The 24,835-nt window shown below is 39.6% G+C and carries 23 protein-coding genes and 1 tRNA gene; 8 read left to right on the top strand and 16 right to left on the bottom strand.

The window, feature by feature from the left end; translation table 11 throughout:
• Positions 1-87: 87 nt before the first annotated feature.
• Positions 88-753, bottom strand: coding sequence for an endonuclease III domain-containing protein (locus tag BFP77_RS14560; RefSeq protein WP_099574753.1), 666 nt, complete (start codon positions 751-753; stop codon positions 88-90).
• A 53-nt stretch (positions 754-806) separates the two neighbouring features.
• On the opposite strand from BFP77_RS14560, the gene bcp reads away from it, so the two are divergent.
• Positions 807-1,259 (top strand): thioredoxin-dependent thiol peroxidase, encoded by a 453-nt coding sequence (bcp, locus tag BFP77_RS14555; RefSeq protein WP_099574751.1) that lies wholly within the window; start codon positions 807-809, stop codon positions 1,257-1,259.
• Positions 1,260-1,310: 51 nt separating this feature from the next.
• Here bcp and BFP77_RS14550 read toward each other — a convergent pair whose 3' ends face one another.
• A complete protein-coding gene (locus tag BFP77_RS14550) occupies positions 1,311-2,771 on the bottom strand; it encodes a nicotinate-nucleotide adenylyltransferase (RefSeq protein WP_099574750.1) in 1,461 nt (486 codons plus the stop codon).
• A gap of 191 nt (positions 2,772-2,962) precedes the next feature.
• Here BFP77_RS14550 and BFP77_RS14545 point away from each other — a divergent pair, with 191 nt between their 5' ends.
• Positions 2,963-3,739, top strand: a complete 777-nt coding sequence (locus BFP77_RS14545; RefSeq protein WP_099574748.1) for an MBL fold metallo-hydrolase — start codon at positions 2,963-2,965, stop codon at positions 3,737-3,739.
• A gap of 3 nt (positions 3,740-3,742) precedes the next feature.
• The gene (locus BFP77_RS14540; RefSeq protein ID WP_099574747.1) at positions 3,743-4,237 is read left to right on the top strand and encodes a hydrolase; all 495 of its coding nucleotides are present in this window, start codon (positions 3,743-3,745) and stop codon (positions 4,235-4,237) included.
• On the opposite strand, the gene BFP77_RS14535 is transcribed toward BFP77_RS14540, so the two are convergent.
• The 5 genes from BFP77_RS14535 to BFP77_RS14515 all read right to left on the bottom strand — a co-directional run bounded on the left by BFP77_RS14535 (position 4,234) and on the right by BFP77_RS14515 (position 9,555).
• Positions 4,234-4,893: an alpha/beta hydrolase gene (locus tag BFP77_RS14535; protein WP_099574745.1), complete on the bottom strand. Its 660-nt coding sequence runs from the start codon at positions 4,891-4,893 to the stop codon at positions 4,234-4,236. The genes BFP77_RS14540 and BFP77_RS14535 overlap by 4 nt on opposite strands.
• 9 nt (positions 4,894-4,902) lie before the next feature.
• Positions 4,903-5,232, bottom strand: a complete 330-nt coding sequence (locus BFP77_RS14530; protein WP_099574743.1) for a hypothetical protein — start codon at positions 5,230-5,232, stop codon at positions 4,903-4,905.
• 1 nt (position 5,233) lies between these two features.
• The gene (locus tag BFP77_RS14525; RefSeq protein ID WP_099574742.1) at positions 5,234-6,493 is read right to left on the bottom strand and encodes a dihydroorotase; all 1,260 of its coding nucleotides are present in this window, start codon (positions 6,491-6,493) and stop codon (positions 5,234-5,236) included.
• A 27-nt stretch (positions 6,494-6,520) separates the two neighbouring features.
• On the bottom strand, positions 6,521-8,434 hold the full coding sequence (locus BFP77_RS14520) for a BatA domain-containing protein (protein ID WP_099574741.1): 1,914 nt from the start codon (positions 8,432-8,434) through the stop codon (positions 6,521-6,523).
• Positions 8,435-8,547: 113 nt separating this feature from the next.
• On the bottom strand, positions 8,548-9,555 hold the full coding sequence (locus BFP77_RS14515) for a glycosyltransferase (RefSeq protein WP_099574740.1): 1,008 nt from the start codon (positions 9,553-9,555) through the stop codon (positions 8,548-8,550).
• 167 nt (positions 9,556-9,722) lie between these two features.
• On the opposite strand from BFP77_RS14515, the gene BFP77_RS14510 reads away from it, so the two are divergent.
• The 3 genes from BFP77_RS14510 (at position 9,723) to BFP77_RS14500 (ending at position 11,907) form a co-directional block, all read left to right on the top strand.
• A tRNA-Ser gene (locus BFP77_RS14510) sits at positions 9,723-9,807 on the top strand.
• A 136-nt stretch (positions 9,808-9,943) separates the two neighbouring features.
• Entirely contained in the window at positions 9,944-10,696 is a 753-nt protein-coding gene (locus BFP77_RS14505; RefSeq protein ID WP_099574738.1) for a sulfite exporter TauE/SafE family protein, read from the top strand.
• Between the two features lie 17 nt (positions 10,697-10,713).
• The gene (locus tag BFP77_RS14500) at positions 10,714-11,907 is read left to right on the top strand and encodes a DegT/DnrJ/EryC1/StrS family aminotransferase (RefSeq protein WP_099574737.1); all 1,194 of its coding nucleotides are present in this window, start codon (positions 10,714-10,716) and stop codon (positions 11,905-11,907) included.
• A gap of 9 nt (positions 11,908-11,916) precedes the next feature.
• Here the strand turns inward: BFP77_RS14500 and ribB are convergent, their stop codons facing one another.
• From ribB to BFP77_RS14460, 8 genes are all read right to left on the bottom strand, one after another.
• Positions 11,917-13,059 (bottom strand): 3,4-dihydroxy-2-butanone-4-phosphate synthase, encoded by a 1,143-nt coding sequence (gene ribB / locus BFP77_RS14495; protein ID WP_257212977.1) that lies wholly within the window; start codon positions 13,057-13,059, stop codon positions 11,917-11,919.
• On the bottom strand, positions 13,060-14,538 hold the full coding sequence (locus BFP77_RS14490) for an LptF/LptG family permease (RefSeq protein ID WP_257212981.1): 1,479 nt from the start codon (positions 14,536-14,538) through the stop codon (positions 13,060-13,062).
• Between the two features lie 26 nt (positions 14,539-14,564).
• On the bottom strand, positions 14,565-15,209 hold the full coding sequence (locus BFP77_RS14485; RefSeq protein ID WP_099574734.1) for a LolA family protein: 645 nt from the start codon (positions 15,207-15,209) through the stop codon (positions 14,565-14,567).
• 7 nt (positions 15,210-15,216) lie between these two features.
• Positions 15,217-17,589 (bottom strand): FtsK/SpoIIIE family DNA translocase, encoded by a 2,373-nt coding sequence (locus BFP77_RS14480; RefSeq protein ID WP_099574733.1) that lies wholly within the window; start codon positions 17,587-17,589, stop codon positions 15,217-15,219.
• Positions 17,590-17,745: 156 nt separating this feature from the next.
• The gene (locus BFP77_RS14475) at positions 17,746-18,111 is read right to left on the bottom strand and encodes a diacylglycerol kinase family protein (RefSeq protein ID WP_099574732.1); all 366 of its coding nucleotides are present in this window, start codon (positions 18,109-18,111) and stop codon (positions 17,746-17,748) included.
• 19 nt (positions 18,112-18,130) lie between these two features.
• Positions 18,131-18,634 (bottom strand): thiol peroxidase, encoded by a 504-nt coding sequence (gene tpx, locus BFP77_RS14470; RefSeq protein WP_099574731.1) that lies wholly within the window; start codon positions 18,632-18,634, stop codon positions 18,131-18,133.
• A 115-nt stretch (positions 18,635-18,749) separates the two neighbouring features.
• Positions 18,750-20,240 carry a Na+/H+ antiporter NhaC gene (gene nhaC, locus BFP77_RS14465; protein ID WP_099574730.1) on the bottom strand — a complete coding sequence of 497 codons (1,491 nt, stop codon included), beginning with the start codon at positions 20,238-20,240 and terminating at the stop codon, positions 18,750-18,752.
• 72 nt (positions 20,241-20,312) lie between these two features.
• Entirely contained in the window at positions 20,313-21,533 is a 1,221-nt protein-coding gene (locus BFP77_RS14460) for an aminotransferase class I/II-fold pyridoxal phosphate-dependent enzyme (RefSeq protein WP_099574728.1), read from the bottom strand.
• A gap of 152 nt (positions 21,534-21,685) precedes the next feature.
• On the opposite strand from BFP77_RS14460, the gene BFP77_RS14455 reads away from it, so the two are divergent.
• Positions 21,686-22,147: an Lrp/AsnC family transcriptional regulator gene (locus BFP77_RS14455; protein ID WP_099574726.1), complete on the top strand. Its 462-nt coding sequence runs from the start codon at positions 21,686-21,688 to the stop codon at positions 22,145-22,147.
• 85 nt (positions 22,148-22,232) lie between these two features.
• Positions 22,233-23,639 carry a dihydrolipoyl dehydrogenase gene (lpdA, locus tag BFP77_RS14450; protein WP_099574725.1) on the top strand — a complete coding sequence of 469 codons (1,407 nt, stop codon included), beginning with the start codon at positions 22,233-22,235 and terminating at the stop codon, positions 23,637-23,639.
• A gap of 152 nt (positions 23,640-23,791) precedes the next feature.
• Here the strand turns inward: lpdA and BFP77_RS14445 are convergent, their stop codons facing one another.
• Entirely contained in the window at positions 23,792-24,688 is an 897-nt protein-coding gene (locus BFP77_RS14445; RefSeq protein WP_257212980.1) for a DUF3179 domain-containing protein, read from the bottom strand.
• Between the last annotated feature and the right edge of the window lie 147 nt (positions 24,689-24,835).

Below are 24,835 nucleotides of genomic sequence, written 5' to 3'. Positions count from 1 at the left end.
ATTTTTTATTGAGTTTTTCACAGGCACTTTATGACATTGAATACAAAAATTTGAGGTTTGAAACCTTTTTAAATTAATAAAGACCCGCTATTTGCGGGTCTTTATTTTTTTATAGTAGTCATCCAAAACAGTTTTTCTTCCTATTGTTTTGGTAATGATATCATTATTCAAATCCCAACCTCTCGCGGGAGAGTAATCTCTTCCGTACCAAATTATTTGTAAATGCAAATCATTCCATAATTCCTTTGGGAATAGCCGTTTTGCATCTTTTTCTGTTTGTACCACATTTTTGCCATTGGTAAAACCCCATCTATACATGAGCCTATGAATGTGGGTGTCTACTGGAAAAGCAGGTATGCCAAAGGCTTGCGAGACAACTACGCTGGCCGTTTTATGACCTACAGCCGGTAATTCTTCTAATAATGCTATTTCCCTTGGAACCTCGCCATCGTATTTATCTATTAAAATTTTTGAGAGTCCATGAATACCTTTAGACTTCATTGGTGATAGCCCTACCGGACGTATGATATCCCTAATTTCCTCAACGGATAGTTTTACCATATCAAAAGGATTATCGGCTTTTTCAAAAAGTCTCGGGGTTATCTTATTTACACGGATATCCGTACTTTGGGCGGACATTAAAACTGCAATTAGTAATGTATACGGATCCTTATGGTCTAAGGGAACAGGAATTACGGGGTAAAGTTCCTGTAGTTTGGTAATCGCAAAATTAACTTTTTCAGCTTTAGTCATATTTGTTTAATTTTACATATAATTTGTTAAACATAATTAATAATAGAATAACTATGAAAACATTAAAAGTAGGTGATAAAGTCCCTGCATTTTCGAGCACCGATCAAGATGGCAATACTATACATTTATCTGATTATTCCGGTAAAAATTTGGTGGTTTTTTTCTATCCTCGTGCAAATACTCCAGGTTGTACGGCTGAAGCCTGTAATTTAAGGGATAATTATAAAGAGCTTCAAGATGCTGGTTATGAGTTACTTGGAGTAAGTGAGGATTCTCAAAAAAAGCAGGCGAATTTTAGAAATAAGTATGAATTTCCTTTTCCATTGCTGACGGATGAGGACCATACCGTTATCAATGCTTTTGGAGTTTGGGGTCCTAAAAAATTCATGGGTAGGGAGTATGATGGTATTCATAGAATGACCTTTGTTGTAGATGGTGAAGGTAAGGTGAGCAAGGTTATAGAGAAGGTTAAAGCCAAAGACCACGCTGCACAACTTTTAGCGTAACCCATAAAAAAAGCCCCTTTAAAAGGGGCTTTTATAATTTACCGGACTTAGTTACTTTGCTTCTGAAATCTGTTCCGTGTCTTTTCTGGTGAAGAGCTTTTTCTCTTTAATAATTTCAGCAATACCTTCTGGTAACATCTCCTCCCATCCATCTTCTCCGTTGATGATTCTTTTGAGTACATCCCTGGAGAAAATATGCATTATTTCTGGCTCATAGTCAATAATGTCCATCACCTTTCCATTGTATTTGAAGAATTTGTAAAGCTCTTTCATTCGTGGATGCACCTTCACGTTGTTACTGGTCATTACTTGCCCAGTTTCGGTATTCTTCATAGGATAAAGATACACTTGTAAATCTTTAAAGAAAAGCTTTCCAAAGGCTTCCAAAATGCCCCCACTTAAGTGGCGATAATATTTTTCATCGAAAATGTCTACTAAATTGTTCACGCCCATGGTAAGGCCAATTCTATTTTTAGTATAGTTATGTAGGTATTCAACAAGCTTATAATATTCCTGGAATTTTGAAATCATTACCGAATGTCCCAATGAACAGAGTAGTTCTGCACGGTCCATAAAATCTTGCTCATCAATTTCTCCTGATGCCTTGAGGTTGGATAGGGTAATTTCAAAAATAACGATGCTATTATCCTGGTCTACTTGAGGGTCACGAATAAAAATATCATATGACTTCTCGAACATGTCCAGATTTACTTTGGTAACGGGCCTAAAACTACCACGAAGTGCAAGAATATTCTTTTTGTAAAGTACAGCTGCGGGCAATACGTTATTGCCGTCCGGACCAAACATCACCGCATCGGTCATATCGTTCCTAATCAGTTGTAAACTCATCAACCTGTTATCTACATCCTTAAAACTTGGACCATTAAAATTGACCATGTCAATTTCTACGGTATCCTTATCGATATGGTCGTACAAGTATTTAAGCATTTTCTTAGGCTTATGATACTTGTAAAATGCTCCATAAATAAGGTTAACACCCAAAATCCCTAAAGTTTCTTGCTGTAATCGTGCTTCATTCTGTTTAAAACGGATATGAAGGATTATTTCATCAAATTCTTTCTGATTAGGGTCTAACTGGTAGCGAATACCTACCCAACCGTGTCCCTTATATCGTTTTGAAAAATCAATCGTAGCAACGGTGTTCGCATAGGAAAAGAACAGTCTTTCCGGATGCTTTTCCCTACTAATACGCTCTTCCATCAAATTCATTTCATGAGAGAGCATGGTTTTTAGTCGTGCTTGGGTAACATATCTACCGTCCGCTTCTATACCATATATAGCATCACTGAAATCCTTATCATAGGCACTCATGGCTTTGGCAATAGTACCTGAAGCCCCTCCCGATCTAAAAAAATGACGTGCCGTCTCTTGGCCAGCACCAATTTCCGCAAAGGTTCCGTAAATGTCGGGGTTTAAGTTTATTCTTAAAGTTTTTGCCTTTATCGAAGGAATGTTTTCAAAGGCACTATCTCTCTTTAGAACTGAAGCCATTATTTTATGAATTTGCTTTTAACAAAGTTAAAAAGAACAAACTACCTACAGCCTAAACCATAAGAAAATTTGCAATTAGTTTTAAGGGTCTGTCCTTTGTTTTATATTCTTGGGATTACTGTTATAAAACGGCTAATGCTTTGATTTATTCTTGGTAGCTCATAATCAAATATAACTTAACTTTGTTTTGGATGAACGACACACTTAAAATCACTTTTTTAGGTACCGGAACTTCGCAGGGTATTCCTATAATCGGGAGTAAACACCCTGTTTGCTTAAGTAATGACCCTAAAGATAAAAGACTTAGGGTATCCGTTTTACTTTCATGGGACACCTATAATTTCACTATTGATTGTGGACCAGATTTTAGACAACAGATGCTTACCCATAATGTTTCCAAACTAGACGGTATTTTGTTTACCCACGAACATTCGGACCATACGGCTGGTATAGATGATATAAGACCATTCTTTTTTAGACAGGGAGACATTCCTATTTATGCCCGTAAACGCGTGGTAAAAGCATTAAAACGTCGTTTTGATTATATTTTCAATAAAAAAGAAAGATACCCCGGTGCACCGGCAGTAACGGTGAACATCGTTAAGAAAAATAGAAGTTTTGAACTTGGTGGAATGACGGTAACCCCTATACAGGCCTTACATAATAGATTGAAGATTTTTGGGTATCGTATTGGAGATTTTACCTATCTCACGGATGTAAAATCCATGGAGAAAAAGGAAATGGATAAAATTATTGGCTCAAAAGTTTTAGTGGTCAATGCACTGCGGATAGAGGCGCATCAATCTCATTTTAACTTAGAGGAAGCCATGGATTTTGTAAACAAAGTAAAGCCAGAGAAGGCATACTTTACACATATTAGCCATCTTTTGGGTTTCCATGCGGAAGTGGAAAAAGATCTTCCTGAAAATGTACATTTAGCTTATGATAATCTCACTATTGAACTATAATTTATGAAAAGTAAAATTTTTCTTTACCTATTTATTTTTGTATCACTTATATGCCTCTACCTATTCGTAAGTAGCGGTAAAATGGCGGATGCCAATAATACGAGCATCGAAAAACTTAAACAAGAGGTGGTGGGTTTAAAGGATTCCCTTCAGCAGTCAGAACTGCGTGTTTTAGAGATGCAATACTTTTCTTTGGAAAACAATGATGATGCGCTGGCATACTATGAACATCTAGAGCTTGAAAATCCCGCTGGATATATTGCCGATAAATTGTTGGAAACGAACGAGTCTGCCGGAGATAATCCTTTAATCCCTTATGCAGGTATGCAAAGCGATTTTAAAATCAATAAAATAAAAGTGTTGAACCACAAATGGATCTTGACCGATTTTTCCGATGGAAAATATTGGGGTGAACTTCTTATTAAATACGAACTAAAAGATGATTTGGGCGTAGATTTTACGTTAATGGACCATTTGCTATATACAAAAAGTAATTAGAGCCTTTTTTCTAGCCAACTTTTAAAGGAATAAAAATTTTGTGGCGCTACTCCATGTCCTGTTGGGAATTCTTCAAAAACATGTGGTATTTCTAATTGAGATAGAACATCTGGCGCCTTCTGTGCCCATGCTATTGGTATTACTTGGTCTACTTGACCGTGAGAGGCGTAAATCTGTAAGCCCGAATGGTCTTTGCTTTGATAATCTTCTGTTAAAATTCCTTCGTTGATATAGCCACTCAGGGCAATTACATTTTTAATTTTTTTCGGGTAGGAGAGGGCTACGGCGTAGCTTAGAATAGTTCCTTGACTAAAACCTAATAAGGAAACATTGTGTGTATCTAGACCATAGGTCTTACAGGCCTCTTCTATAAAGGCATGTATTTTATCCCTAGAGGTAATGGCCTGTTCGTCATCACTCCATTTTCCATTTTGGGCATCAAAATTTATGGCATACCACGCATAACCAAAGGGTTGTAGTGTATATGGTGCCCTAACTGAAATAATACACAATTCGGTAGGCAGTTCTTCCGCAAAAGAAAAAAGGTCTTCTTCATTACTTCCATACCCATGTAATAAAAAAAGAACCGGAGCCTTTTCACTTTTTAAGGAGGAGGGTCTAATGATGTGTTCTAAAGATAGGGGAGCTGTTGTCATCTTATTGAATTACTGTATAAATGTAAACCATTTCTGAAAATAGGGGCCTAAAACGGGTACTTCCAATTTTTTATTGCTGAGTACACCGCTAAAGCCGTATACCCATAGAATGGAATAGCAAAGAAATAAGCCAAAGAAGGAATATAAGTTTCCCCAATTATTGGAGAGAATCCCAAAAGCAATAAAAAGTAAATGCAACCCAAAGGCTTGCCTCGTATGAAACCTTGCAAAATCATGCTTTGGTTCCGAATTCATGGATAGGGCAATTAATGCACCCACTATGGTGAGGTATGCTACAATGGCCGTAGTTTTTCCTTCGACTTTTTTTGAATCAGCCATATTAAAAATTTAATATCAAAGTATCTTCAACCATAGTTCCCAATACTTTGCCTTTCATTGATTTACCTAAGAACATGCTATTCTTTGAGGAGCTCATAATAAGGTCCTTAGAAAATTCGTATTCGGTATCTGGTTCAAAAATGGTTAAGCAAGCCAAAGCACCTTCCTTGAGTTCCGGAGTGTCTAAACCAAATACTGAACGACCTTTGGTAAGAATTTTTATCACTTCTTCTAGTTCAAATAACGTCCGCGAGGAACCAAAAAAGCTTTCTAGGCCAATGGTGCCGAAAGCGGCATTGTCAAATTCTACCTGTTTTAGTTCTATGTTCAATGGCGTATGGTCCGATGTCACAAAATCGATAGTACCATTCTTTACCCCTTTCAATAAAGCGTTTCTATCTCCTTTTGTTCTTAAGGGTGGCATTACTTTATAATCCGTATCAAAATCTATTAAACTATCATCCTTGAACAATAGATTATGGATGGCGACGCTGCAGGTTACGTTCAATCCTTTTTTCTTGGCCGATGCGATAAGCTTCACTGAATTTTCTGTGCTAACGGTCGGTATGTGAAGTTTACCTCCCGTATATTCTAGTATGAACAAATCTCGTACTATCTGAAGTTCTTCTGCCAAGGCAGGTATACCTTTTAGACCCAACTTTGTACTGGTAATCCCTTCGTTAACGATTCCTTTTCCTGCAATTTTTTTATCTAACGGAAAAGAGCATACAATTCCGTTAAAATTTTGCGCGTATTGCAAGGCGATTTTTAGCAAATTTGGGTTTGAAACAGCCGCTTTATAGTCGTAAAATCCAACAGCACCGGCGTTCTTCATATCGTACAACTCCGCTAAGACTTCACCTTCGCCTTTTACGGTAAGGTTTCCCAAAGGATGCAATCTGGTTAGGGCGTCCTTCGCAGCATTTTTGAGGAATATAATGTCTGAACTACTGTCCGGAACAGGTTTACCGGTGGGGTTCAGTATAATATCCGTAAAACCGCTACTAGCTGCGGTCTTCAGACCATTAGCTAAGGTCTCTCTCTCTTCATGGCCGGGCTCACCAAAGCTTACACCACTATCAAACCACCCTAATGATACGTGCAGATTTTTATAGGATACTACTTTTGTTTTTGCGGGAGGATCAATCCGTGAAGCAATCTTTTGTATAACGCCATTGGTAATTAAAATATCCCTTTTCTTAAGGTGGATATCCTTTGTACCGGAATTTATAATCTTTGCCGATTTTATGAGTACGTCCATTCGCTTAGTTGCTCGTTCATTTTGAAATTACTTTAAAAATCTTTGGAGAATGGTTTCTATAAAAACGAACAATAATGCTAAAATAGCAAACCATTTCCAAAACTCGTTTATGGTATTTTCTTTTTGACTGGTTTCAAAAAAGTCGGCGATAGAACTACTTACAATTGTTGAAGTCCCTGCGCCCAGTTCTAGGTAGGACAAGTCACTTTCTTTTCTATCGTAATTGAAACTTATATTACGCAGAACCTGGTCATTGTCCAGTATTTGATAAACACCGCTTTCTGCTGGATTATCATCAAACAACAATCGTGTCTTTTTAGGAAGAGCTCTTTGTTGGGGAATAAACTCGTAATCCTTACCTAGCAATTTCAGTACATTGTCTTTGTTCAATATGTAGGGAACATCTACCTGTGTCCGTTTACCAATAAAATGGTATAGTTCTGAAGATTTTAGACTGTTGGCCCCTATATTGTAAAAAGTAGGGACTATCAATGGGGAATTTTTAAAATTGGTGTCCTCTAAGGAGGCAGCAAACATATAAACGTTATCCCTGCCTACCAAGAAAGGAGCCTTATTCTGCAATGAAAGTGCTGCAGTAGTATTCGTTCTTATGGGGTAGTACCCTTTTACGGTAGGATATTGAAAATTGGAGACGTTTTTTTGGAATACATTATAATAAAGGGGATGTTCAAATGTTATGTTGGATATGGCTACTTCTTGATTTATTTTAGTATCAAAAGTCGTATTGAAATAGAAGGATAATAACCGATTGTATGCCGCCAAATCTATTTTTTGCGCAGGAATAATTGCCAAGCTTCCGCCATCGTCAGTGAACGAACGTAACGCCGTTATAAGACCGGATGGAATTTCTGTAAGCTCATTAAGGACAATAAGATTGTAGGTTTCCAGGGCTCCGTAGTTTAGTTGATTTAAGTTTGTCTTTTGGTATTGAAACTGTGGTGCGATAAAAATTCTTTTCAAATAGTTGGGCGTTGTTCCAATGTCTAAAACCTTAATCTGCTCTAGGGCATTGATGTTGAAGTAAAATTCGTTATCATAGGTGAGCCCATTATCTGCAAGCACTATCCTGCCGTTTATCTCTTCACCTGAAGGAATCGAAAACAAGACCTTGGCCTTATTGTTCGTATCAAAATTGGCTGCCGTTTTTGCAATTAATTTATCACCATTATACAGGGACACGGCCGTGGTCTCTAGACTATAATTTGAGCTGACCAATGCGGTTAAATCCATGCTACCGTTTTCATTGGGATTGAGATAAATGGAATCGATTGCGATGTTTTCTACTTTTTCTTTAAGTGGATTGATGTAATATAGATGTGTCGTGGCAGTGCTATCATTGGGCAAGTCGCCTAAACGCTGTTGAAAATCGGATATAATAATAGTGTTTCTCTGCTTGCTATTATCTTGGCTATAAAGCGTTTTTGCCTTTAAAACGACTTCTTTTAAGGTCAACTGTTCGGTGCTGGGTTTTATTTCTAGCAGATCATTCTTAAGGTCACTTATTTCAACATCCAAAAACGTGTTATCGTTAGTGAACAGATGAAACTTTTCATCTTCTGGAACACGTTTTATAAATTCCTGAACGGTATTTTGGAATAAAGTAGCATTGGCTGTCCTGGCGTGCATGCTAAAGGAATTATCCAAGTAAAAAACGTTTTCCTTTTCCCTAACCGCAGTTTCACTAGCGCTAAAAGGCTGCGCAAATGCCAGGACCAGACCAGTTAAGATGCCGAGCCTTGAAAAGAGTAACAGCCATTTTTTTAAGGTGCTACTTTTTCGGGATTTGGAGACCACTTGTTGCAGTAGTTTTACGTTGGTAAACGGTGTTCTCTTGAATCTTCGGAGTTGAAAAAGATGAATAAAAATAGGGATGAGTAGTAGAAAAAGGGCCCAAAGAAATTCTGGATGTTTAAACTGCATTCCTGTTTTTGATTGCTCAAAGATAACTAAAATATAGAAGTTGATTCCTAATAAAATAGACTGTTTAACTATAAAAGAACCACGTTGCTAAGTTTCAATTTATGTAAGTTGGTTTAACAGAAAAAGAAATAATCTTTCATGGAGATTTTTCCCTTTTTATTAAAATAGTCATTTATATGCTTTTGTTCCTCTTCGTTGGCAACGGTGATAATACTTTGAGAGTTTGGTATTTTTTCTAGGGAATTAATGGGCAAAAGTGTTTTACCGTAAATTTCTCTTCCTATTTTTTTGGGATTATTACATATCCATTGAAAGGGAACATTTCGTTCAATTAACTTTTTCGCTATCGTTTTTCCTTTGTTTCCAGCGCCCCAAATAACCAAATTTTCATTGGGATTATTATGTAGTTTAATAAAATAGCGCAGCTTTATATCCAAAAAGTAGTTGTGTGCATAGTGCTCGCTCGTTCTAGATGTTCTATGATCATAATCCCTCCATAAAAGTAATACCTGCTTACTAGGGATGACTTTAAGTCCATGTTCATAAAATCTAAAAGTTAGATCATAATCCTCGGGATAATCATCAGGTTTAAAGCTGTCGCAGGCATCTAAATCAACTTTATGTAGCATCCAGCACGGGGAAGGGATTACACATTCCTTATACAGTTCCGAGAAATTCGTGCCTTTTTCGGTCAATGCGTTTAACCATTTTTCGTACCGTTCATAACCGTCTCCAACACCCTTTTCTGAAAAATATTTAACCTGTCCAATAGCAACATGCCCCATTCCGTATTGTTCTAAATCGGCCACCATAAGCTCCAAACGTTTTGGTGTCATTAGGTCATCAGCGTCCATTCTGGTGATAAATTTTCCTTCGCTATAATCATAGGCAGTTCGGAGCGTTTCAATAATTCCCCGTCCGTTAGTATTGAAAACTTTTATTCTTGAATCTTTGTTCGCATATTTTTGAACAATAGCCAAACTCATATCGCTAGAGTCATCATTTACCGCCAAGACTTGCCAGTTTGTAAAGGTCTGTGAGATGATAGAATCTAGGCAAGCTTCCAGGAAAGGGGCGGTGTTCTTAAAAGGGATAAGTATACTTACCAAAGGTACTTCCATGTTTTATACTAGTAAGGGGAAAAAGTAACAAGGATAAATGTAATAGGCAATAATATATACCCTTTAGTTCGTCTTAATTATAGATTTATTTACCAAAAAGACTTTAATAGATAGAAAAAGCTTTCTATATTTGCACCCGCATTCAGGGAATACCTGATGAGACACTTGGAGAAATGGCAGAGTGGTCGAATGCGGCAGTCTTGAAAACTGTTGAGGGTCACACCTCCGGGGGTTCGAATCCCTCTTTCTCCGCAAAAGAAACCCGAAACGAAAGTTTCGGGTTTTGTGTTTGCCAAGGATTCCTTACCGGGAACACCGAAGGTAATCGGCTATCTAAGAGAAAAATTATTCTCTAGTTAAATACCCTGCAACCCTTTATTTTTGCATTATGGAGGAATGGTATCATTACCCCTTGCTGGTCGTAGTGGGTTTTGCTGTGGGTTTTATTAACACGGTCGCTGGCGGCGGGTCCTTACTATCGCTCCCCGTTCTCATATTTTTAGGACTTCCTTCTAACATTGCCAACGGTACCAATAGGGTTGCTATAGTTATACAGACTGCGCTCGCCACGGCAGGTTTTAAGAGTAAGGGAGTTTCCACTTTTCCCTTTAATGCCTATTTGGGAATAGCTGCATTTCTTGGTTCAATTATTGGCGCCTACATTGCGGTGGATGTTAAAGGGGAGGTATTCAATAGAATTTTAGCTATAGTTATGATTTCGGTGGTATTCATCATCGTCTTCAGTCCAAAAATTAATTTTAAGGATGTAGAAGAGCGGCTCACCGGAAAATACCTTTGGATAGGAATTGTAGTATTTTTCTTTTTTGGAATTTATGGCGGATTCATTAACGCAGGCCTTGGTTTCCTGATGATTTTATTTTTACATTACGTTAATCGAATGTCATTGGTACGTTCCAACGCTACCAAGGTTTCGGTCGTTTTTCTATATATGATTTCTGCTTTGGTGGTTTTTGCCTTGAATGATAAGGTAAACTGGAAGATTGGTCTAATTTTGGCTATCGGAAACGGCAGTGGGGCTTGGATTGCAAGTAGATACTCTGTTAAGAAGGGTGATGGATTTATTAAAGTATTTTTAGTGATTATGGTCATAGTGATGGCCGTAAAACTGTGGTTTTTTTAATTTTATATTGAAGTAATATGCCTGGATTTGAATTGTTTGGAGATAATGAAAAAGCACAAGTACAAACTGTGCTAGATACGGGAGTGCTCATGCGCTATGGTTTTGACGGGATGCGCAGCGGACAATGGAAGGCTAAGGAATTAGAAGCCGCTTTGTCCAAGAGAATGGGGGCAAAATATGTGCAACTGGTCAGTAGTGGAACTGCAGCACTTACTGTGGCTTTGGCAAGTGCCGGTATTGGAGCAGGGGACGAGGTCATTATGCCAACGTTCACCTTTGTGGCCAGCTTTGAATCTATACTCGCGCTGGGAGCTATACCCGTTTTAGTTGATATTGATGATACTTTAACCTTAAAGCCTGCTGCGGTTGAAGCTGCCATAACGGAACGGACCAAGGTGGTAATGCCCGTGCATATGTGTGGTTCCATGGCCGACCTAAGAGCGTTGAAAGTAATCTGTGAAAAGCACGGTCTATTACTTTTAGAGGACGCTTGCCAAGCGATAGGAGGTAGTTTTGACGGTAAACCGTTGGGGAGTTATGGAGACTTGGGATGTTTCTCTTTTGATTACGTTAAAACCATAACTTGTGGTGAAGGCGGTGCTTTAATTACCAATAATGAAGAGTTTTATCGCAATGCGGACCACTATTCCGACCACGGCCATGACCATGTGGGTAATGATAGGGGAGCGGAAACGCATCCTTTCTTAGGCTATAATTTTAGAATATCTGAATTAAACGCGGCAGTAGGTTGTGCACAAGTACAACGTTTGGACGAGTTTATCGCTATACAAAAGAAAAACTACGGCGTTTTAAAAAACGAAATAGCAGGCGTTAATGGGGTGACTTTTAGAAGGGTGCCTACCGGAGGGGAAGAGAATTACTCCTTTTTAAATTTCTTCCTTCCCTCGGAAGGAATAGCCAGAAATACACATAAAGCATTGGTTAATGGAGGTGTTGATGCTTGTTTTTATTGGTTTGATAATAATTGGCATTATTACAGGAAGTGGGAACACTTGACCAATTTAAAATCTCTGGGAAAATTACCTAATGAAATCTCCCAACTTTTGCCGGATTACTCGAAGGCCGATTTTTCCAAATCGGACCAGTGGATGGGAAGGACTATCTCCGTTTTGGTAAAACTAAGTTGGACAGAGGAAGAAGTAGCGCAGCGCGCTAAAAAAATGCATTCGATTATTTCTAGTATGGTCTAATCCCTTTAATCAATAGGTTACGTATTCAACAATCTCTAATCCGTAACCCACGATACCCACACGTTTTCCTTGTCTACTATTGGTCAATAGACGCATTTTGCTGATTCCTAAATCGTGTAATATTTGCGCCCCGATTCCAAAATCACGCGAATCCATTTCTATTTTGGGCGCTTTAGAAATTCCCTTTTTCTGTAATTCCTGAAGCTCTGCCAACCTATTTAATAAGTTAAGTGATTCTGCATCTTGATTGATAAATACAATAGCACCTTTACCTTCTTTATTCACAGCATTGAACATATTCTCTAACTTCTGGTCAGGACTATTGGTCAGGGTGCCTAGAATATCGTTGTTGATTAAGGTGGAGTTAATGCGGGTCAACACCTTTTCATCCTTAGACCAGTTGCCTTTGGTCAGGGCTATATGTACGTGATTATTGGTGGTCTGTTTGTACGCTCGTAACCGGTAATCTCCAAAACGGGTCTTTATTTCAAAGTCGTTCTCCTTATCGATAAGACTGTCGTGTTCCATTCGGTAAGCGACCAAATCTTCAATGGAGACTATTTTAAGGTCAAATTTTTCCGCCACTTTCATCAGCTGTGGTAAACGGGCCATGCTGCCGTCATCGTTCATGATTTCAACGATAATTCCAGCGGGCTTTAATCCGGCTAATCGTGCAAAATCAATTGCAGCCTCGGTATGTCCTGTTCTTCGTAAGACACCACCTTCTTTAGCTACTAAAGGAAAAATGTGTCCTGGCCTGGCTAAATCATGTGGTTTGGTTTTCTTATTGGTTAAAGCACAGACAGTTTTTGAACGGTCCGATGCCGATATCCCCGTGGTAACACCGTTTCCCCTTAAATCTACCGATACGGTGAAGGCGGTCTCCATAGGGTCGGTATTATTGCTGACCATCATGTGGAGTCCCAGCTCTTTACATCTTCCTTCGGTCAGTGGCGCACAAATCAACCCTTTTCCGTGGGTTGCCATAAAATTTACGGTTTCCGGTGTGGCCAATTCCGCCGCAGCCAAAAAATCTCCTTCATTCTCCCTGTTCTCATCATCTACCACAATAATGACCTTGCCTTCTCGTATATCGGCAATCGCTTCTTGTATGGTATTAAGCTGAACTGTTTCTGGCATTTGTACTCCCATCTAATCGGTTTCTTTCTTTTTTCGGAACAGATTTTTGAAAAAATCCGTCACCGCACCAAAATTGGTCATTCCTTTATCTTCGGTTGCCCTTTTCGTCAAATAAAAGCCCAAAGGTAGCATAATCAGGGTAGAAACCCATGCTCCTAACATAGGGTGAATATTACCTTCCTTGGCGTAATTGCCTGCAAAAACACCAATGAAATAATACACTAAAAAGAGAACAATGGCAATAACCATTGGAAGTCCCAGGCCTCCCTTTCTGATGATAGCACCCAAGGGAGCTCCCACGAAAAATAGAATAATGCAGGAAAAGGCCAAAGCGTATTTATTGTGTAAGGATAAGATGTGGAGGTTGTAGTTCTTATATCTTTTTTGAATTTCATCTTTCTTGCCCGTCACGGAGCCCAGTATTCCCGAGGTCGCATTTTTGGCACTAGTTAGCACTTGTATCCGCTGCCAATCGGGAAAAAGATGTAATAAGTCCGCCTTAATGGAGTCCTGCTTAGGTTTATTCTCTTTGAGCAAGGCTATTTTTGCGGCATTTATCGAGTCCTTTAGTATACGTTCTTTACTCTTTACTATAGAGGTATCCCTTACGGCTAATGGGGAAAACAGACCCATTCTGCTAACGATATTCTTGGAAAAAGCACGAACTATCCTAAAATTATCGGTTTTGATAGAATCAATATCTTTTGATAGCCGGCTGATATTTTTCATCTTGGCGGTACTGATATCTCTTTCTTCCTCTAAATCCTCATTGTCCAGTTCCGGCACCTCAATGTTCATAATGTAGGTATCAAAACTAGCTTCTGCAAAAGGATATTTAAACTTGTTTTTCTTGCTTTCTATTTCCTCATAATAATGTCCGTCCGTTAGGACCAACTGAATAATATCCGAAGTTTCACTACTAATCAATTCTCCTTTTTTGGCCTTGATTACTGTACTATTAATATTAGACTTGGTTTTTTTATGAATGATTACGTTGCGTAAGAAACGATCGTTCTCTCCATATTTTTCATCGACTTTAATGTTCATTCCTTCAAAATCGCTAAAAATACCCTCGGAAACTGCGGCCGCTGGTTTTACCTTGGCAATGTTCTTTCTTAGATTATAGATTTTTCGTTGTGATAGCGGAATAACGTTGTTGGCAAAAAAGAAGGTGACCCCACCTAAAATCGTAACAAAAATGATTAAGCTGAACATAGACCTTTGTAGCGATATTCCCGACGCCTTCATTGCGGCGAACTCATAATTTTCGGCAAAGGTTCCAAAAGTAAGTATGGACGATAGCAATACGGTAAGGGGTAGCACTTTTTCAGTTAAATCTGGCATTAAATAGAAAAGGAACTTTCCTATGATAATGATATCCAAACCCTTACCGGCAAGATCATCAATAAAGAGCCAAATCGTCTGAAATATGAAGATGAACATCAATATAACAAACGAACTGAAAAAATTAAATGCGAACCTTGATAGTATATACCGGTCTAAAATCCTCAAAAGTGCTAATTCTTTATAATGTAGTACCCAGCATCTGTGTACTTCTTTTCATCAAAGGTAAATAAGGTCTCTGAAACAGGCTGATTTGTTTTGAAAGAATTAACGGTAATGGTAGTCTTGGTACCATTGTTTCCAGTTTCAATGAGTTTGTATATATGCTTAGTGTTGACATCAATACCTAGTAGCCTACTTTTTATTTCAGAATTGGAATCAATTGGTGTCAATTTTACGTATTGTATTTTTCTACCTTGAACGTTCTGTAAGATATCCCAAGCATAATTATGTCCTTCTTTGTAAAATGTAAGCATTTTGGAAGGCGTTATGGCATCTTTCTCATCAGACTGGTCTTCAATGGTCACTTCTTCATTCTCAGGAACTATGGTGTACACCTTATTGCCATCGAATAATTGTTGGGAACCCAAATAATTGAAAAGATACTTTTCTCCGGATAGTGTAACGTCTCCTCTTGTTTCTTGTTTAATACCCGCTTCGGCATTATCCAATGCAAATTTAAAATCTACGTAAACATTATCATACCCTTTTACTTTAGTGTACACTTCGTCCAATAAGGCTTTTGCCTTGGCCGCATCTTGCGCCTGTGCAAATCCTGCGGTTAAAAAGACTACTGTTAAAAATAGGAACTTCTTCATAGTATAATTAATTACTTTCGTTTTCAAAAAATTGTTCTAATGCGATCATATCCGGGATAAGCACTTGTCTCGCCTTGCTACCTTCAAACTGGCCAACGATTCCAGCCGCTTCAAGTTGGTCAATAATCCTACCCGCCCTGTTGTAACCAAGTTTCAATTTTCTTTGTATTAAAGAAGCGGAACCTTGCTGCGCAATTACGATTACTTCTGCAGCTTCTCGAAACATTTTATCCCTATCCGCGATATCAATATCAACACTCGTGCCAGATTCTTCACCCACATACTCGGGGAGTTCATGAGCCTCTGGATAGGCCCTTTGGCTGCCTATATATTCGGTGATTTTTGCGACTTCCGGCGTATCTACAAAAGCACATTGAATACGGGTTACATCATTGCCTTGGGTGTAAAGCATATCTCCGCGACCTATAAGTTGGTCTGCGCCCTGTGCATCTAGAATGGTGCGGGAATCTATTTTTGATGTTACCCTGAATGCAATACGCGCAGGGAAATTGGCTTTAATAAGACCCGTAATTACGTTTACAGAAGGTCTTTGGGTGGCTATTATCAAGTGTATGCCTATGGCCCGTGCCAATTGTGCTAGTCTGGCCACCGGGGTTTCCACCTCTTTCCCTGCGGTCATAATCAAATCGGCAAACTCATCGATAACCAGCACTATGTAAGGCAGAAACTTATGACCATCTTTCGGGTTAAGTTTTCTTGCTTTGAACTTGGTATTGTACTCCTTTAGGTTTCGAACCATGGCCTTTTTCAATAGTTCATACCTATTGTCCATTTCAATACAAAGGGAATTTAATGTGTTGATGACCTTAGTGTTGTCCGTTATAATGGCCTCTTCCGAATCTGGTAGCTTAGCTAAGAAATGACGTTCTATTTTATTGTAGAGGGTTAATTCTACTTTTTTAGGATCTACCAAAATAAACTTCACCTCCGCGGGGTGCTTCTTGTAGAGCAAAGAGGTGAGGACTGCATTGAGACCTACCGATTTACCTTGCCCTGTTGCACCGGCCATTAATAAGTGTGGCATTTTTGCAAGGTCTACTACAAAAGTCTCATTACTGATGGTCTTACCGAATGCAATGGGTAGTTCCATTTCCGCCTTCTGGAATTTACTGGAAGCGATTGCCGAACGCATAGAAACTATAGTTGCGTTCTTATTGGGGACTTCAATACCAATGGTGCCCTTACCGGGAATGGGGGCAATAATTCGTATGCCCAGTGCAGCTAAAGATAAGGCGATATCGTCCTCAAGATTTTTAATTTTAGAAATACGAACACCAGCATCAGGTACTATTTCATAGAGCGTAACCGTAGGGCCAATAGTCGCTTTTATCTGCGCAATCCCGATTTTGTAGTTTTTAAGGGTGTCTACAATCTTATTTTTATTTTCCTCTAATTCTTCTTGGTTTATAGTGATGCCACCTGTGACACCATGCTGGTCCAAGAGTTCAATAGTTGGGAACTTATAATTGCCGAGTTCTAAGGTAGGATCAAATTCTCCAAAGTCATCGACCAATTTATTGGCCAGTAAATCCAGTTCTTCCGGCTCTTCCACAACTTGTTCTACCTTCATTGCGAGTTCTTCCTCTTCCTCCTGTGGCACGGTAACTTCCAATTCTTTTTCAGCTACTTCCTTTACTATTGGTGGGATATCCTTTTTGTGTGTGTAGGTATCAATAACCACCGGTACCTCTTCTTCCTCTTTCGAAAATTCCGCCTGCTCTTGAATTGATTTTTCTTTTGCCGCTTTAAACTCGGAATGTAGCGCTTGTTTCTTAGACCTGAAAAATTGCCCGATACCTTCTGGAGTCACTTTGAACAAGCGTACCATGATGAAAATCAAACCAAAAACAAGTAGCAATAACACACCTATCTTACCGGTGTAATCTTGAAGAAAATCATTCATTTCATAACCCACTAGTCCCCCTAAAAGTGGACTTTCCAAGGCAAAGAAACCGAATGCTATCGAAATCCATATCAAGAAAATTAATCCCCATATCCATTTCTTCAGCATTCCTTTTCGGTCAAGGCCCAAAAACAAATAAATACCGGACAAACATAACAAAAATGGGATTATTAGGGAAGCAATCCCAAAACCTTTGTAGACAAAAAAGTGACTGACGCTAGCACCGAATTTATTCAAAAGATTTTTGGCCTCCTCATTACGATCTTTAAACTCCGTTAGTAAGCTTTGGTCATCCTGCCAGGTAAAATAAAAGGAAACAAAAGAGAAAAATAGCGCAATACTGAAAAGCACCAAAAGGCTCCCGAGGATTATCTTATTCTGCTTTGATAATCCAACGGAAACTTTCTTTTTTACCGGTTTTGATTTTGGCTTAGTTTTAGTAGCCTTTTTTGCCATGAATTCGTTTGTTCTAGGGGTAAAAATACAAATTTACTCGATAAGCGAGATTTAAAATGCCCTTGTGCTTGTGGCGAAATCAATGTTAACTTTCTTTCTAAGCCACGTGTGCTTTCCCCAAGATTATTTGCACTACATGCGTCTTATAGAGCCCTATTAAAAAATCTTCGGTATATAGATGATACAACCGATGATAGCCGCTGCGATGGAAACCATCATAACGGCCCCAGCGGAAATATCCTTGATAAAACCAATCTTAGGGTCAAACTCCGGTTTTATGTAATCTGCCACTTTTTCAACGGCGGTATTCATCCCTTCTACTCCCAAGACCATTGCAATGGCGAATATTTGAAGTATCCATTCTATATTGGATATTTCATAATAGAAGCCAAGGGCGGTCATCACAAGGGTGATGAATATCTGTATTTTAATACTGGCTTCCGTTCTAATGAGCAATAGGGCACCCCTAAGGGCAAAGCCTACACTCTTTAGTCGATTGACCAAAAAAGATTCTTTGGGCATAATTTCAGCGCGTGCTTCTTTAATTCATAAGTGCTTTTAGAGCAGCCTTGTAGTTTGGTTCGTCCACTATCTCGGGAACTTGTTCCGTGTGAATAACCTTTCCGTTTTCATCAACCACCACAACAGCTCTAGAATGTAAAGGGGCTAATGGACCATCCGTAAATTCTAAATTATACGCTTTACCAAAATTACCATCTCTAAAGTCCGATAACATTTCTACGTTATCAATCCCTTCCGCGCCACAAAAACGGGCTTGGGCAAATGGTAAGTCTTTGGATACGCAAAGGACAATGGTATTGTCTAATTCCGCAGCCTCTTGGTTAAACTGTCTAACGGACTGTGCACAAGTGCCAGTATCTACGCTCGGGAAGATATTAAGTACCACTCTACTACCTTGATAATCTGATAGTTTAACGGTGGATAAATCGTTTTTTGTAAGTTGAAACTCGGGTGCTTTACTTCCAGTTGAAGGTAAAGTTCCTAAGGTATTTATTATATTTCCCTTTAGGGTTACAGAAGCCATACGCTATAGTTTTATAATTAATATGTGAAATTATAAAATATAGAAGGGATATATAAGGGAATTCCAATAAAATTATGCAACAATTTTCTCAAGAGTCTTCATGGCTCCGATTAGACTATTCGCCTTCTTTTTTATCGATTAATTGTTTTATCTTAATTCCCAGTCCTGCAAAGATCAAGGTCATGATAGGGCTTAACCAATTGAATATCGCATAAACAAAATATTCCATTACACTTACGCCCAATACGCCACTATGGTATGCCCCGCAAGTGTTCCAGGGAACCAGCACTGAGGTTACGGTACCGGAATCCTCTAAGGTCCTACTGAGATTTTCTGGCGCCAGTCCTCTATCTGCATAGGCCTTGGAGAACATTTTTCCTGGAACTACAATGGCAAGATATTGGTCTGAGGCAGTAACGTTCAAAGCCAAACAACTAGCCACCGTACTGGCGAAAAGACCAAAGGTGGTTTTTGCTAAACTTAATAGGGCACTACTAATTCTGGCTAAGGCACCAATGCCGTCCATAATTCCCCCAAATACCATGGCACAAACTATAAGCCAAATAGTACCTAGCATTCCTGCCATGCCCTTTGCCGAAAATAAGTCGTTCAAGGCTTCATTATCGGTAGGTATAGCCGTCTGTACGGTAATCGCTTTTAAAATACCCTTGTAGCCGGATTCAAAGGTTAGTTCTTTGACATTGGTGATGCCAGCTACAATATCGGGTTGAAAGAAAAGTGCAAATACGGCTCCGAGTAACGTGCCTATGAGTAAAGCGGCCAAGGGTGGTGTCTTCTTTACAATAAGGGAAATGACCGCCACGGGTACTAAAAATAGCCATCCGTTTATGTTGAAGGTGGCGTCAATGGATGTGAGAATACCATCGATATCCGCTGTTCCCGAGGTATCAATATTTAAACCGATAATGATAAAGACCACTAATGTCACCACTATTGTGGGAACGGTGGTAATCGTCATATATTTAATGTGACTGAACAATTCTCCCCCGGCCATAGCAGGTGCTAGGTTCGTCGTATCGCTTAAGGGTGACAATTTATCTCCAAAGTAGGCTCCGGAAAGTACGGCACCAGCTGTCATACCCAAGGATATGCCCAAAGCATCCCCAATTCCTATTAAGGCTATACCAACGGTTGCGGCAGTTGTCCAGCTGCTCCCGGTAGCAATGGAAATAATTGCACAAATAATTACACAAGCTGGCAAGAAAATAGTGGGATTTAATATCTGTAGCCCGTAATAGATCATCGCGGGAATAATACCGCTAATAAGCCATGTACCCGCTAAGGCACCGACCATTAATAGTATAAGCAAGGCACCCGTGGTAGATTTTACGTTTTCGGCAACTTCCGCAAGCATTTGTTTGTAGGAGACTTTGTTCATGAAACCCACTATCGCCGCTACTGCTCCTCCTAATAAAAGAATAAATTGATTGGAGCCACTTAAGGCGTCGTCTCCAAATACATACACATTATAAGCGAGCATTCCCACCAAAGTAATTACAGGAATTAAAGCCTCATAGATGTTTAATTCTCTATTTTCAACAATATGCTCGTCCTGTCTATGTTTGTTGGACTTTTGGTTTGCCATGTAGCGGTAGTTTGGTTATCTGGTAATATTACGATTTATGCTACGGATGTGCAAACCTGTCTAGCTAAGGCTTTACACTTTCATGGTATCCGATTTCAAAATCTCAAGATGTTCCATACAAGCTTTCATTAAGTCATAGGTTCTTTGAATATCGTCATCCAGGCCAACGGAAAAGCGAATAAGACCATCTCCCAAGCCCATAGCTAGTTGCTCCTCCATTGGTATTTCAGACGAAGTAGAGGTTCCAGGTGCACTGAACAGAGTTTTGTAAAAACCTAAGCTTACCGCTAGGTACCCTAACTTCTTGTCTTGCATCATTTCCATGAGGGCATTCGCTTTTTCAAGGGTACCTACATCAATGGTCATAAGACCACCATAGCCGTATTGCGGATTCATTAAATCTTTCAGTGTCAAATGTCCCTGATGGGATTTTAAGCCTGGATATACGACTCGTAATCCGTCCTGCTCAAACCTTTCGGCCAAAAATTGTGCATTTTCGCTATGTTTTTTCATACGTATATGCAATGTGCGCATATTTTTAAGTATGGATGCTCCCCGCAAACTATCCAGCGTGCTTCCCAAAAGCATTCCAGCTCCGCTGTTTACATCTTTTAACCGTAGACAAAATTCTTTTGTACCACAGACTACTCCGGCAACACAATCGCTGGTGCCGTTAATAAATTTCGTTAGGCTATGAATAACAACATCGGCACCGAGTTTAGCAGGACTAATCGTTAAAGGAGAAAAGGTATTGTCCACCACTAAAGGAATATTATGCGCTTTGGCTATTTTGGATAGTGCCGCAATATCGGCAACTTCTAATAGCGGATTGCTCACGCTTTCACAGTAAATCATTTTTGTTTCCGGGGTTATGCTTTTGGCTACCGCATCTAAGTCCGTGATGTCCAGAAAGGAGGTGCTGATGTTGAATTTCTTCAGAAAATTTTTCATGAAAGCATAGGTTCCTCCGTAGATGGTTCGGCTACTGACAATGTGGTCCCCAGCACTACACAGCTCCATGATAACAGCCGTAATTGCGCCCATTCCACTAGCGGTGACATTTGCCGTCTCGGTACCTTCCAAAGCTGCCAAGGCTTCGCCCAGGTAAAGGTTAGAAGGGGAGGAGTGTCTGCTGTACAAATAACAACCCTCCGTATTACCTTCGAACGTATCGAACATCGTCTTAGCAGATAAAAAGGTATAGGTTGAAGAATCGGAAACGGACGGATTAACACCGCCGTACTCTCCAAAATATTGTAAATCCTGTAAATCGTTGGCTGCTTTCTTACTCATCTCATTTAAATTTTCATTAAAAATACATTTATAATGATATTTAGTCAATAGGAATACCTGCTATTAGATTATTTTTTTATAAATTAATATTAATTTAGATTTTATTTCTTTTTAGAGCTCATTATGAATGATAATCATGAAAATTTGTCCTTATGAAATTCGACGAAACCGACCATAAACTTATGAGGTTGTTGCAAGAGGATTGCAAGAAAACAACGAAAGAATATGCCCTAAGCTTAGGTCTCTCCAACACCGCCGTATACGAGCGAATCAAAAGGCTGGAGAAATCCAACACGATAAACGGGTATGTAGCATTGTTGAACAAGGAATTGGTGAATCGTAGTTTTACCGTATTCTGTCACATTAAACTCGTGCAGCATACGAAGGACAATATTCAGCAATTCGAAAAGGATGTGCTAAAATTGACAGAAGTGGTGGAATGCTATCATTTAAGCGGGGATTATGACTATCTTATAAAGGTACACGTAAAAGACATGCCTGCCTATCGGGAGTTTATGATTTCCAAATTAACCGCTTTACATCATATCGGAAGCACACAAAGTTCATTTTCCATCAGCGAGGTGAAACACACCACAGCGGTTCCCATACTTTAAATGGGTTCAATTAAATTACGTCTTGTAGTCCTCTAAAACATTCGTATTTTTGTGGGATAAAATTAATATACCATAATCCATTTTTATGAATCAATATGACGTAGCCGTTATCGGCTCAGGACCTGGAGGATATGTAGCCGCCATTCGTTGTGCGCAATTGGGAATGAAAACTGCAATAATTGAAAAATACGCTACGCTAGGCGGTACTTGTCTTAACGTAGGTTGTATACCTTCCAAGGCTTTGTTAGATTCTTCCCACCACTACGAGGACGCTGTGAAGCATTTTTCTGAGCACGGTATCGAAATTCCTGGAGAGGTGAAGGTGAATCTAGAACAGATGATTGCAAGAAAGCAAGGCGTTGTGGACATGACTACCAAAGGGATTCAGTTTTTGATGGATAAAAATAAAATCGATGTCCATGAGGGTTTGGGTAGTTTTAAAGATGCTACACATATCAATATTAAAAAGAGCGATGGCAAAACGGAGACTATCGAGGCTAAAAATATCATCATAGCCACAGGTTCAAAACCCTCTACCTTACCTTTTATTAAGCTGGATAAGGAACGAGTCATAACTTCTACCGAAGCTTTAAAACTGAAAGAAATCCCAAAGCATATGATTGTTATTGGTGGCGGAGTTATTGGATTAGAGCTGGGTCAAGTATATAAAAGACTAGGTGCAGAGGTTACTGTGGTAGAGTATATGGACCGTATTATTCCCGGTATGGATGCCGCACTTTCTAAAGAACTTATGAAAGTGATGAAAAAACAAAAGGTGAAGTTTGCCCCATCGCATAAAGTAAAGTCCGTTGAACGTAAGGGTGATAAGGTCATTATAAAGGCTGACGATAAAAAGGGACAAGAAGTAGTTTTCGAAGGAGACTATTGCTTGGTTTCCGTTGGAAGAAAACCTTACACAGAAGGTCTTAATGTGGAAGCCGCAGGAGTGAAATTAGACGATAGAGGTAGGGTAGCAGTTGACGGGCATCTCAAAACCAACGTTTCAAATATTTATGCCATAGGTGATGTGGTCAAAGGGGCTATGTTAGCGCACAAGGCCGAAGAAGAAGGAACTCTAGTTGCAGAGCAATTGGCCGGACAAAAACCACATATAGATTATAACTTGATACCGGGTGTTGTCTATACTTGGCCTGAGGTTGCTGCTGTCGGTAAGACCGAAGAAGAATTGAAAGAAGCGGGCGTTACCTATAAAGTGGGTCAGTTTCCTATGAGAGCATTAGGGAGGTCTAGGGCAAGCATGGATATCGACGGATTCGTGAAAATACTCGCTGATAAAACGACCGACGAGGTTCTTGGGGTGCATATGATCGGAGCACGTTGTGCGGATTTAATTACAGAAGCCGTGACAGCGATGGAATTCCGGGCGTCGGCAGAGGATATTGCTCGTATGAGCCACGCACACCCTACCTATGCTGAAGCGGTGAAGGAAGCGGCGTTAGCGGCTACCGAGGATAGGGCCTTACATATTTAGGTAAGTAAGTAATAGATTCAAAAAGGATGCGGCTAAGAGCCGCATCCTTTTTTATGGGCACCGCCAAAGGGTATAACACCCCAAGGAAGTTTACTCACTATTTTAATTCACATCGGAGCAAAAACTCTATTGTCAGCAAATAATGTACCTTATTATTTCACTAAAATGGTATCAGGAAATGCGGCCTTATAATCAAACCAAAAGGCACTGTGTGTCGGTAATCTTTCAAGGATTTTTCCGTTACCGCCCACGAGTTGGTCCTCTTCTAACTTCCAATCGGTCCCGGAATCGTCGGTAGCGGAAATCTTTCGGTCATAATTGCTAAACTCAATTCCTTCTGAAAAATAAGCACGGTGCGCGCCACTCTTATCAGTAAAGATGATATAGGATTTGCCGGCAATTTTAGCTTGATAAATAGGATTCTTTTTTAGGAACTTACTGGCAATAGCATAGTTTTCCGTAGTATCATCCGGTAAACGAACGGACAAAATTTCATCTTTGTTTTTTAAGGAGGTATCTATTTTTGGGATGGTAAACATCAGGTCGTCCGTGCCAAAAGAACTTTTATAAGCCACGCCCTCAGCATAATCTCTTCGGTGGCCCGTATTTAGCGATAATACCTTGGTGTTTGGGTGCAAATCTTTCCATGCTCCCCAAGTAGTGGTAACAACACTTAAAAAGTCTAATTGGATGCCTTTGTTGGTCAATGGGCCTATTACGGGTTCTCCCTCCAAGATGCTCCAGAGCGATTGTGTTTTCTTATCATACATTAATTTATTGGAACGGTATAGAAAACCGCTCGTACCCAATTCATAGTTGATGCCTTTATGTTCTGTCTTATATAGGATTACGATACCGAAAAGTGTGCAGTACACCCCTGCAACGGGTATATCCCCTAGGGTATCTACGAACATCTTGTGCCACGCCAGTATACGTTTTGGATATGCCCTAACGTCTCCATTGATTTCAATACCGAAAACGACGTCATCCTCATCCAAATATGTCGCCTCGGCGGCCGTCAACATTTGTGGTTGGCGTAAGGGAGGAATACCGTCTTGCAGGACACCACCCCAACTTACTTCATCTAAACGAATGTTACTTTGGTCCGCTCTCCCTGAGAAGTATGTATAAAATTTAGGGTCTATTGCCTCGTGTAGCTTCGCTTTAAATTCAAAATAATTTTCTGTGTATGTCGG

This window comes from Maribacter sp. 4U21 (assembly GCF_002742365.1).
GTDB lineage: Bacteria > Bacteroidota > Bacteroidia > Flavobacteriales > Flavobacteriaceae > Maribacter.
This window is presented reverse-complemented; position numbering and strand designations above follow the sequence as displayed.

Excerpts from the sequence above, each read along its gene's own strand:
- BFP77_RS14535 (WP_099574745.1), bottom strand. The coding sequence starts at position 4,893 with ATGACAACAGCTCCCCTATCTTTAGAACACATCATTAGACCCTCCTCC.
- lpdA (WP_099574725.1), top strand. The coding sequence starts at position 22,233 with ATGAATCAATATGACGTAGCCGTTATCGGCTCAGGACCTGGAGGATAT.
- BFP77_RS14540 (WP_099574747.1), top strand. The coding sequence starts at position 3,743 with ATGAAAAGTAAAATTTTTCTTTACCTATTTATTTTTGTATCACTTATA.
- ribB (WP_257212977.1), bottom strand. The coding sequence starts at position 13,059 with ATGGGAGTACAAATGCCAGAAACAGTTCAGCTTAATACCATACAAGAA.
- BFP77_RS14460 (WP_099574728.1), bottom strand. The coding sequence starts at position 21,533 with ATGAGTAAGAAAGCAGCCAACGATTTACAGGATTTACAATATTTTGGA.
- BFP77_RS14505 (WP_099574738.1), top strand. The coding sequence starts at position 9,944 with ATGGAGGAATGGTATCATTACCCCTTGCTGGTCGTAGTGGGTTTTGCT.
- BFP77_RS14560 (WP_099574753.1), bottom strand. The coding sequence starts at position 753 with ATGACTAAAGCTGAAAAAGTTAATTTTGCGATTACCAAACTACAGGAA.
- tpx (WP_099574731.1), bottom strand. The coding sequence starts at position 18,634 with ATGGCTTCTGTAACCCTAAAGGGAAATATAATAAATACCTTAGGAACT.
- nhaC (WP_099574730.1), bottom strand. The coding sequence starts at position 20,240 with ATGGCAAACCAAAAGTCCAACAAACATAGACAGGACGAGCATATTGTT.
- BFP77_RS14480 (WP_099574733.1), bottom strand. The coding sequence starts at position 17,589 with ATGGCAAAAAAGGCTACTAAAACTAAGCCAAAATCAAAACCGGTAAAA.
- BFP77_RS14455 (WP_099574726.1), top strand. The coding sequence starts at position 21,686 with ATGAAATTCGACGAAACCGACCATAAACTTATGAGGTTGTTGCAAGAG.
- BFP77_RS14475 (WP_099574732.1), bottom strand. The coding sequence starts at position 18,111 with ATGCCCAAAGAATCTTTTTTGGTCAATCGACTAAAGAGTGTAGGCTTT.
- BFP77_RS14515 (WP_099574740.1), bottom strand. The coding sequence starts at position 9,555 with ATGGAAGTACCTTTGGTAAGTATACTTATCCCTTTTAAGAACACCGCC.
- BFP77_RS14545 (WP_099574748.1), top strand. The coding sequence starts at position 2,963 with ATGAACGACACACTTAAAATCACTTTTTTAGGTACCGGAACTTCGCAG.
- BFP77_RS14530 (WP_099574743.1), bottom strand. The coding sequence starts at position 5,232 with ATGGCTGATTCAAAAAAAGTCGAAGGAAAAACTACGGCCATTGTAGCA.
- BFP77_RS14485 (WP_099574734.1), bottom strand. The coding sequence starts at position 15,209 with ATGAAGAAGTTCCTATTTTTAACAGTAGTCTTTTTAACCGCAGGATTT.
- bcp (WP_099574751.1), top strand. The coding sequence starts at position 807 with ATGAAAACATTAAAAGTAGGTGATAAAGTCCCTGCATTTTCGAGCACC.
- BFP77_RS14500 (WP_099574737.1), top strand. The coding sequence starts at position 10,714 with ATGCCTGGATTTGAATTGTTTGGAGATAATGAAAAAGCACAAGTACAA.
- BFP77_RS14550 (WP_099574750.1), bottom strand. The coding sequence starts at position 2,771 with ATGGCTTCAGTTCTAAAGAGAGATAGTGCCTTTGAAAACATTCCTTCG.
- BFP77_RS14520 (WP_099574741.1), bottom strand. The coding sequence starts at position 8,434 with ATGCAGTTTAAACATCCAGAATTTCTTTGGGCCCTTTTTCTACTACTC.
- BFP77_RS14525 (WP_099574742.1), bottom strand. The coding sequence starts at position 6,493 with ATGGACGTACTCATAAAATCGGCAAAGATTATAAATTCCGGTACAAAG.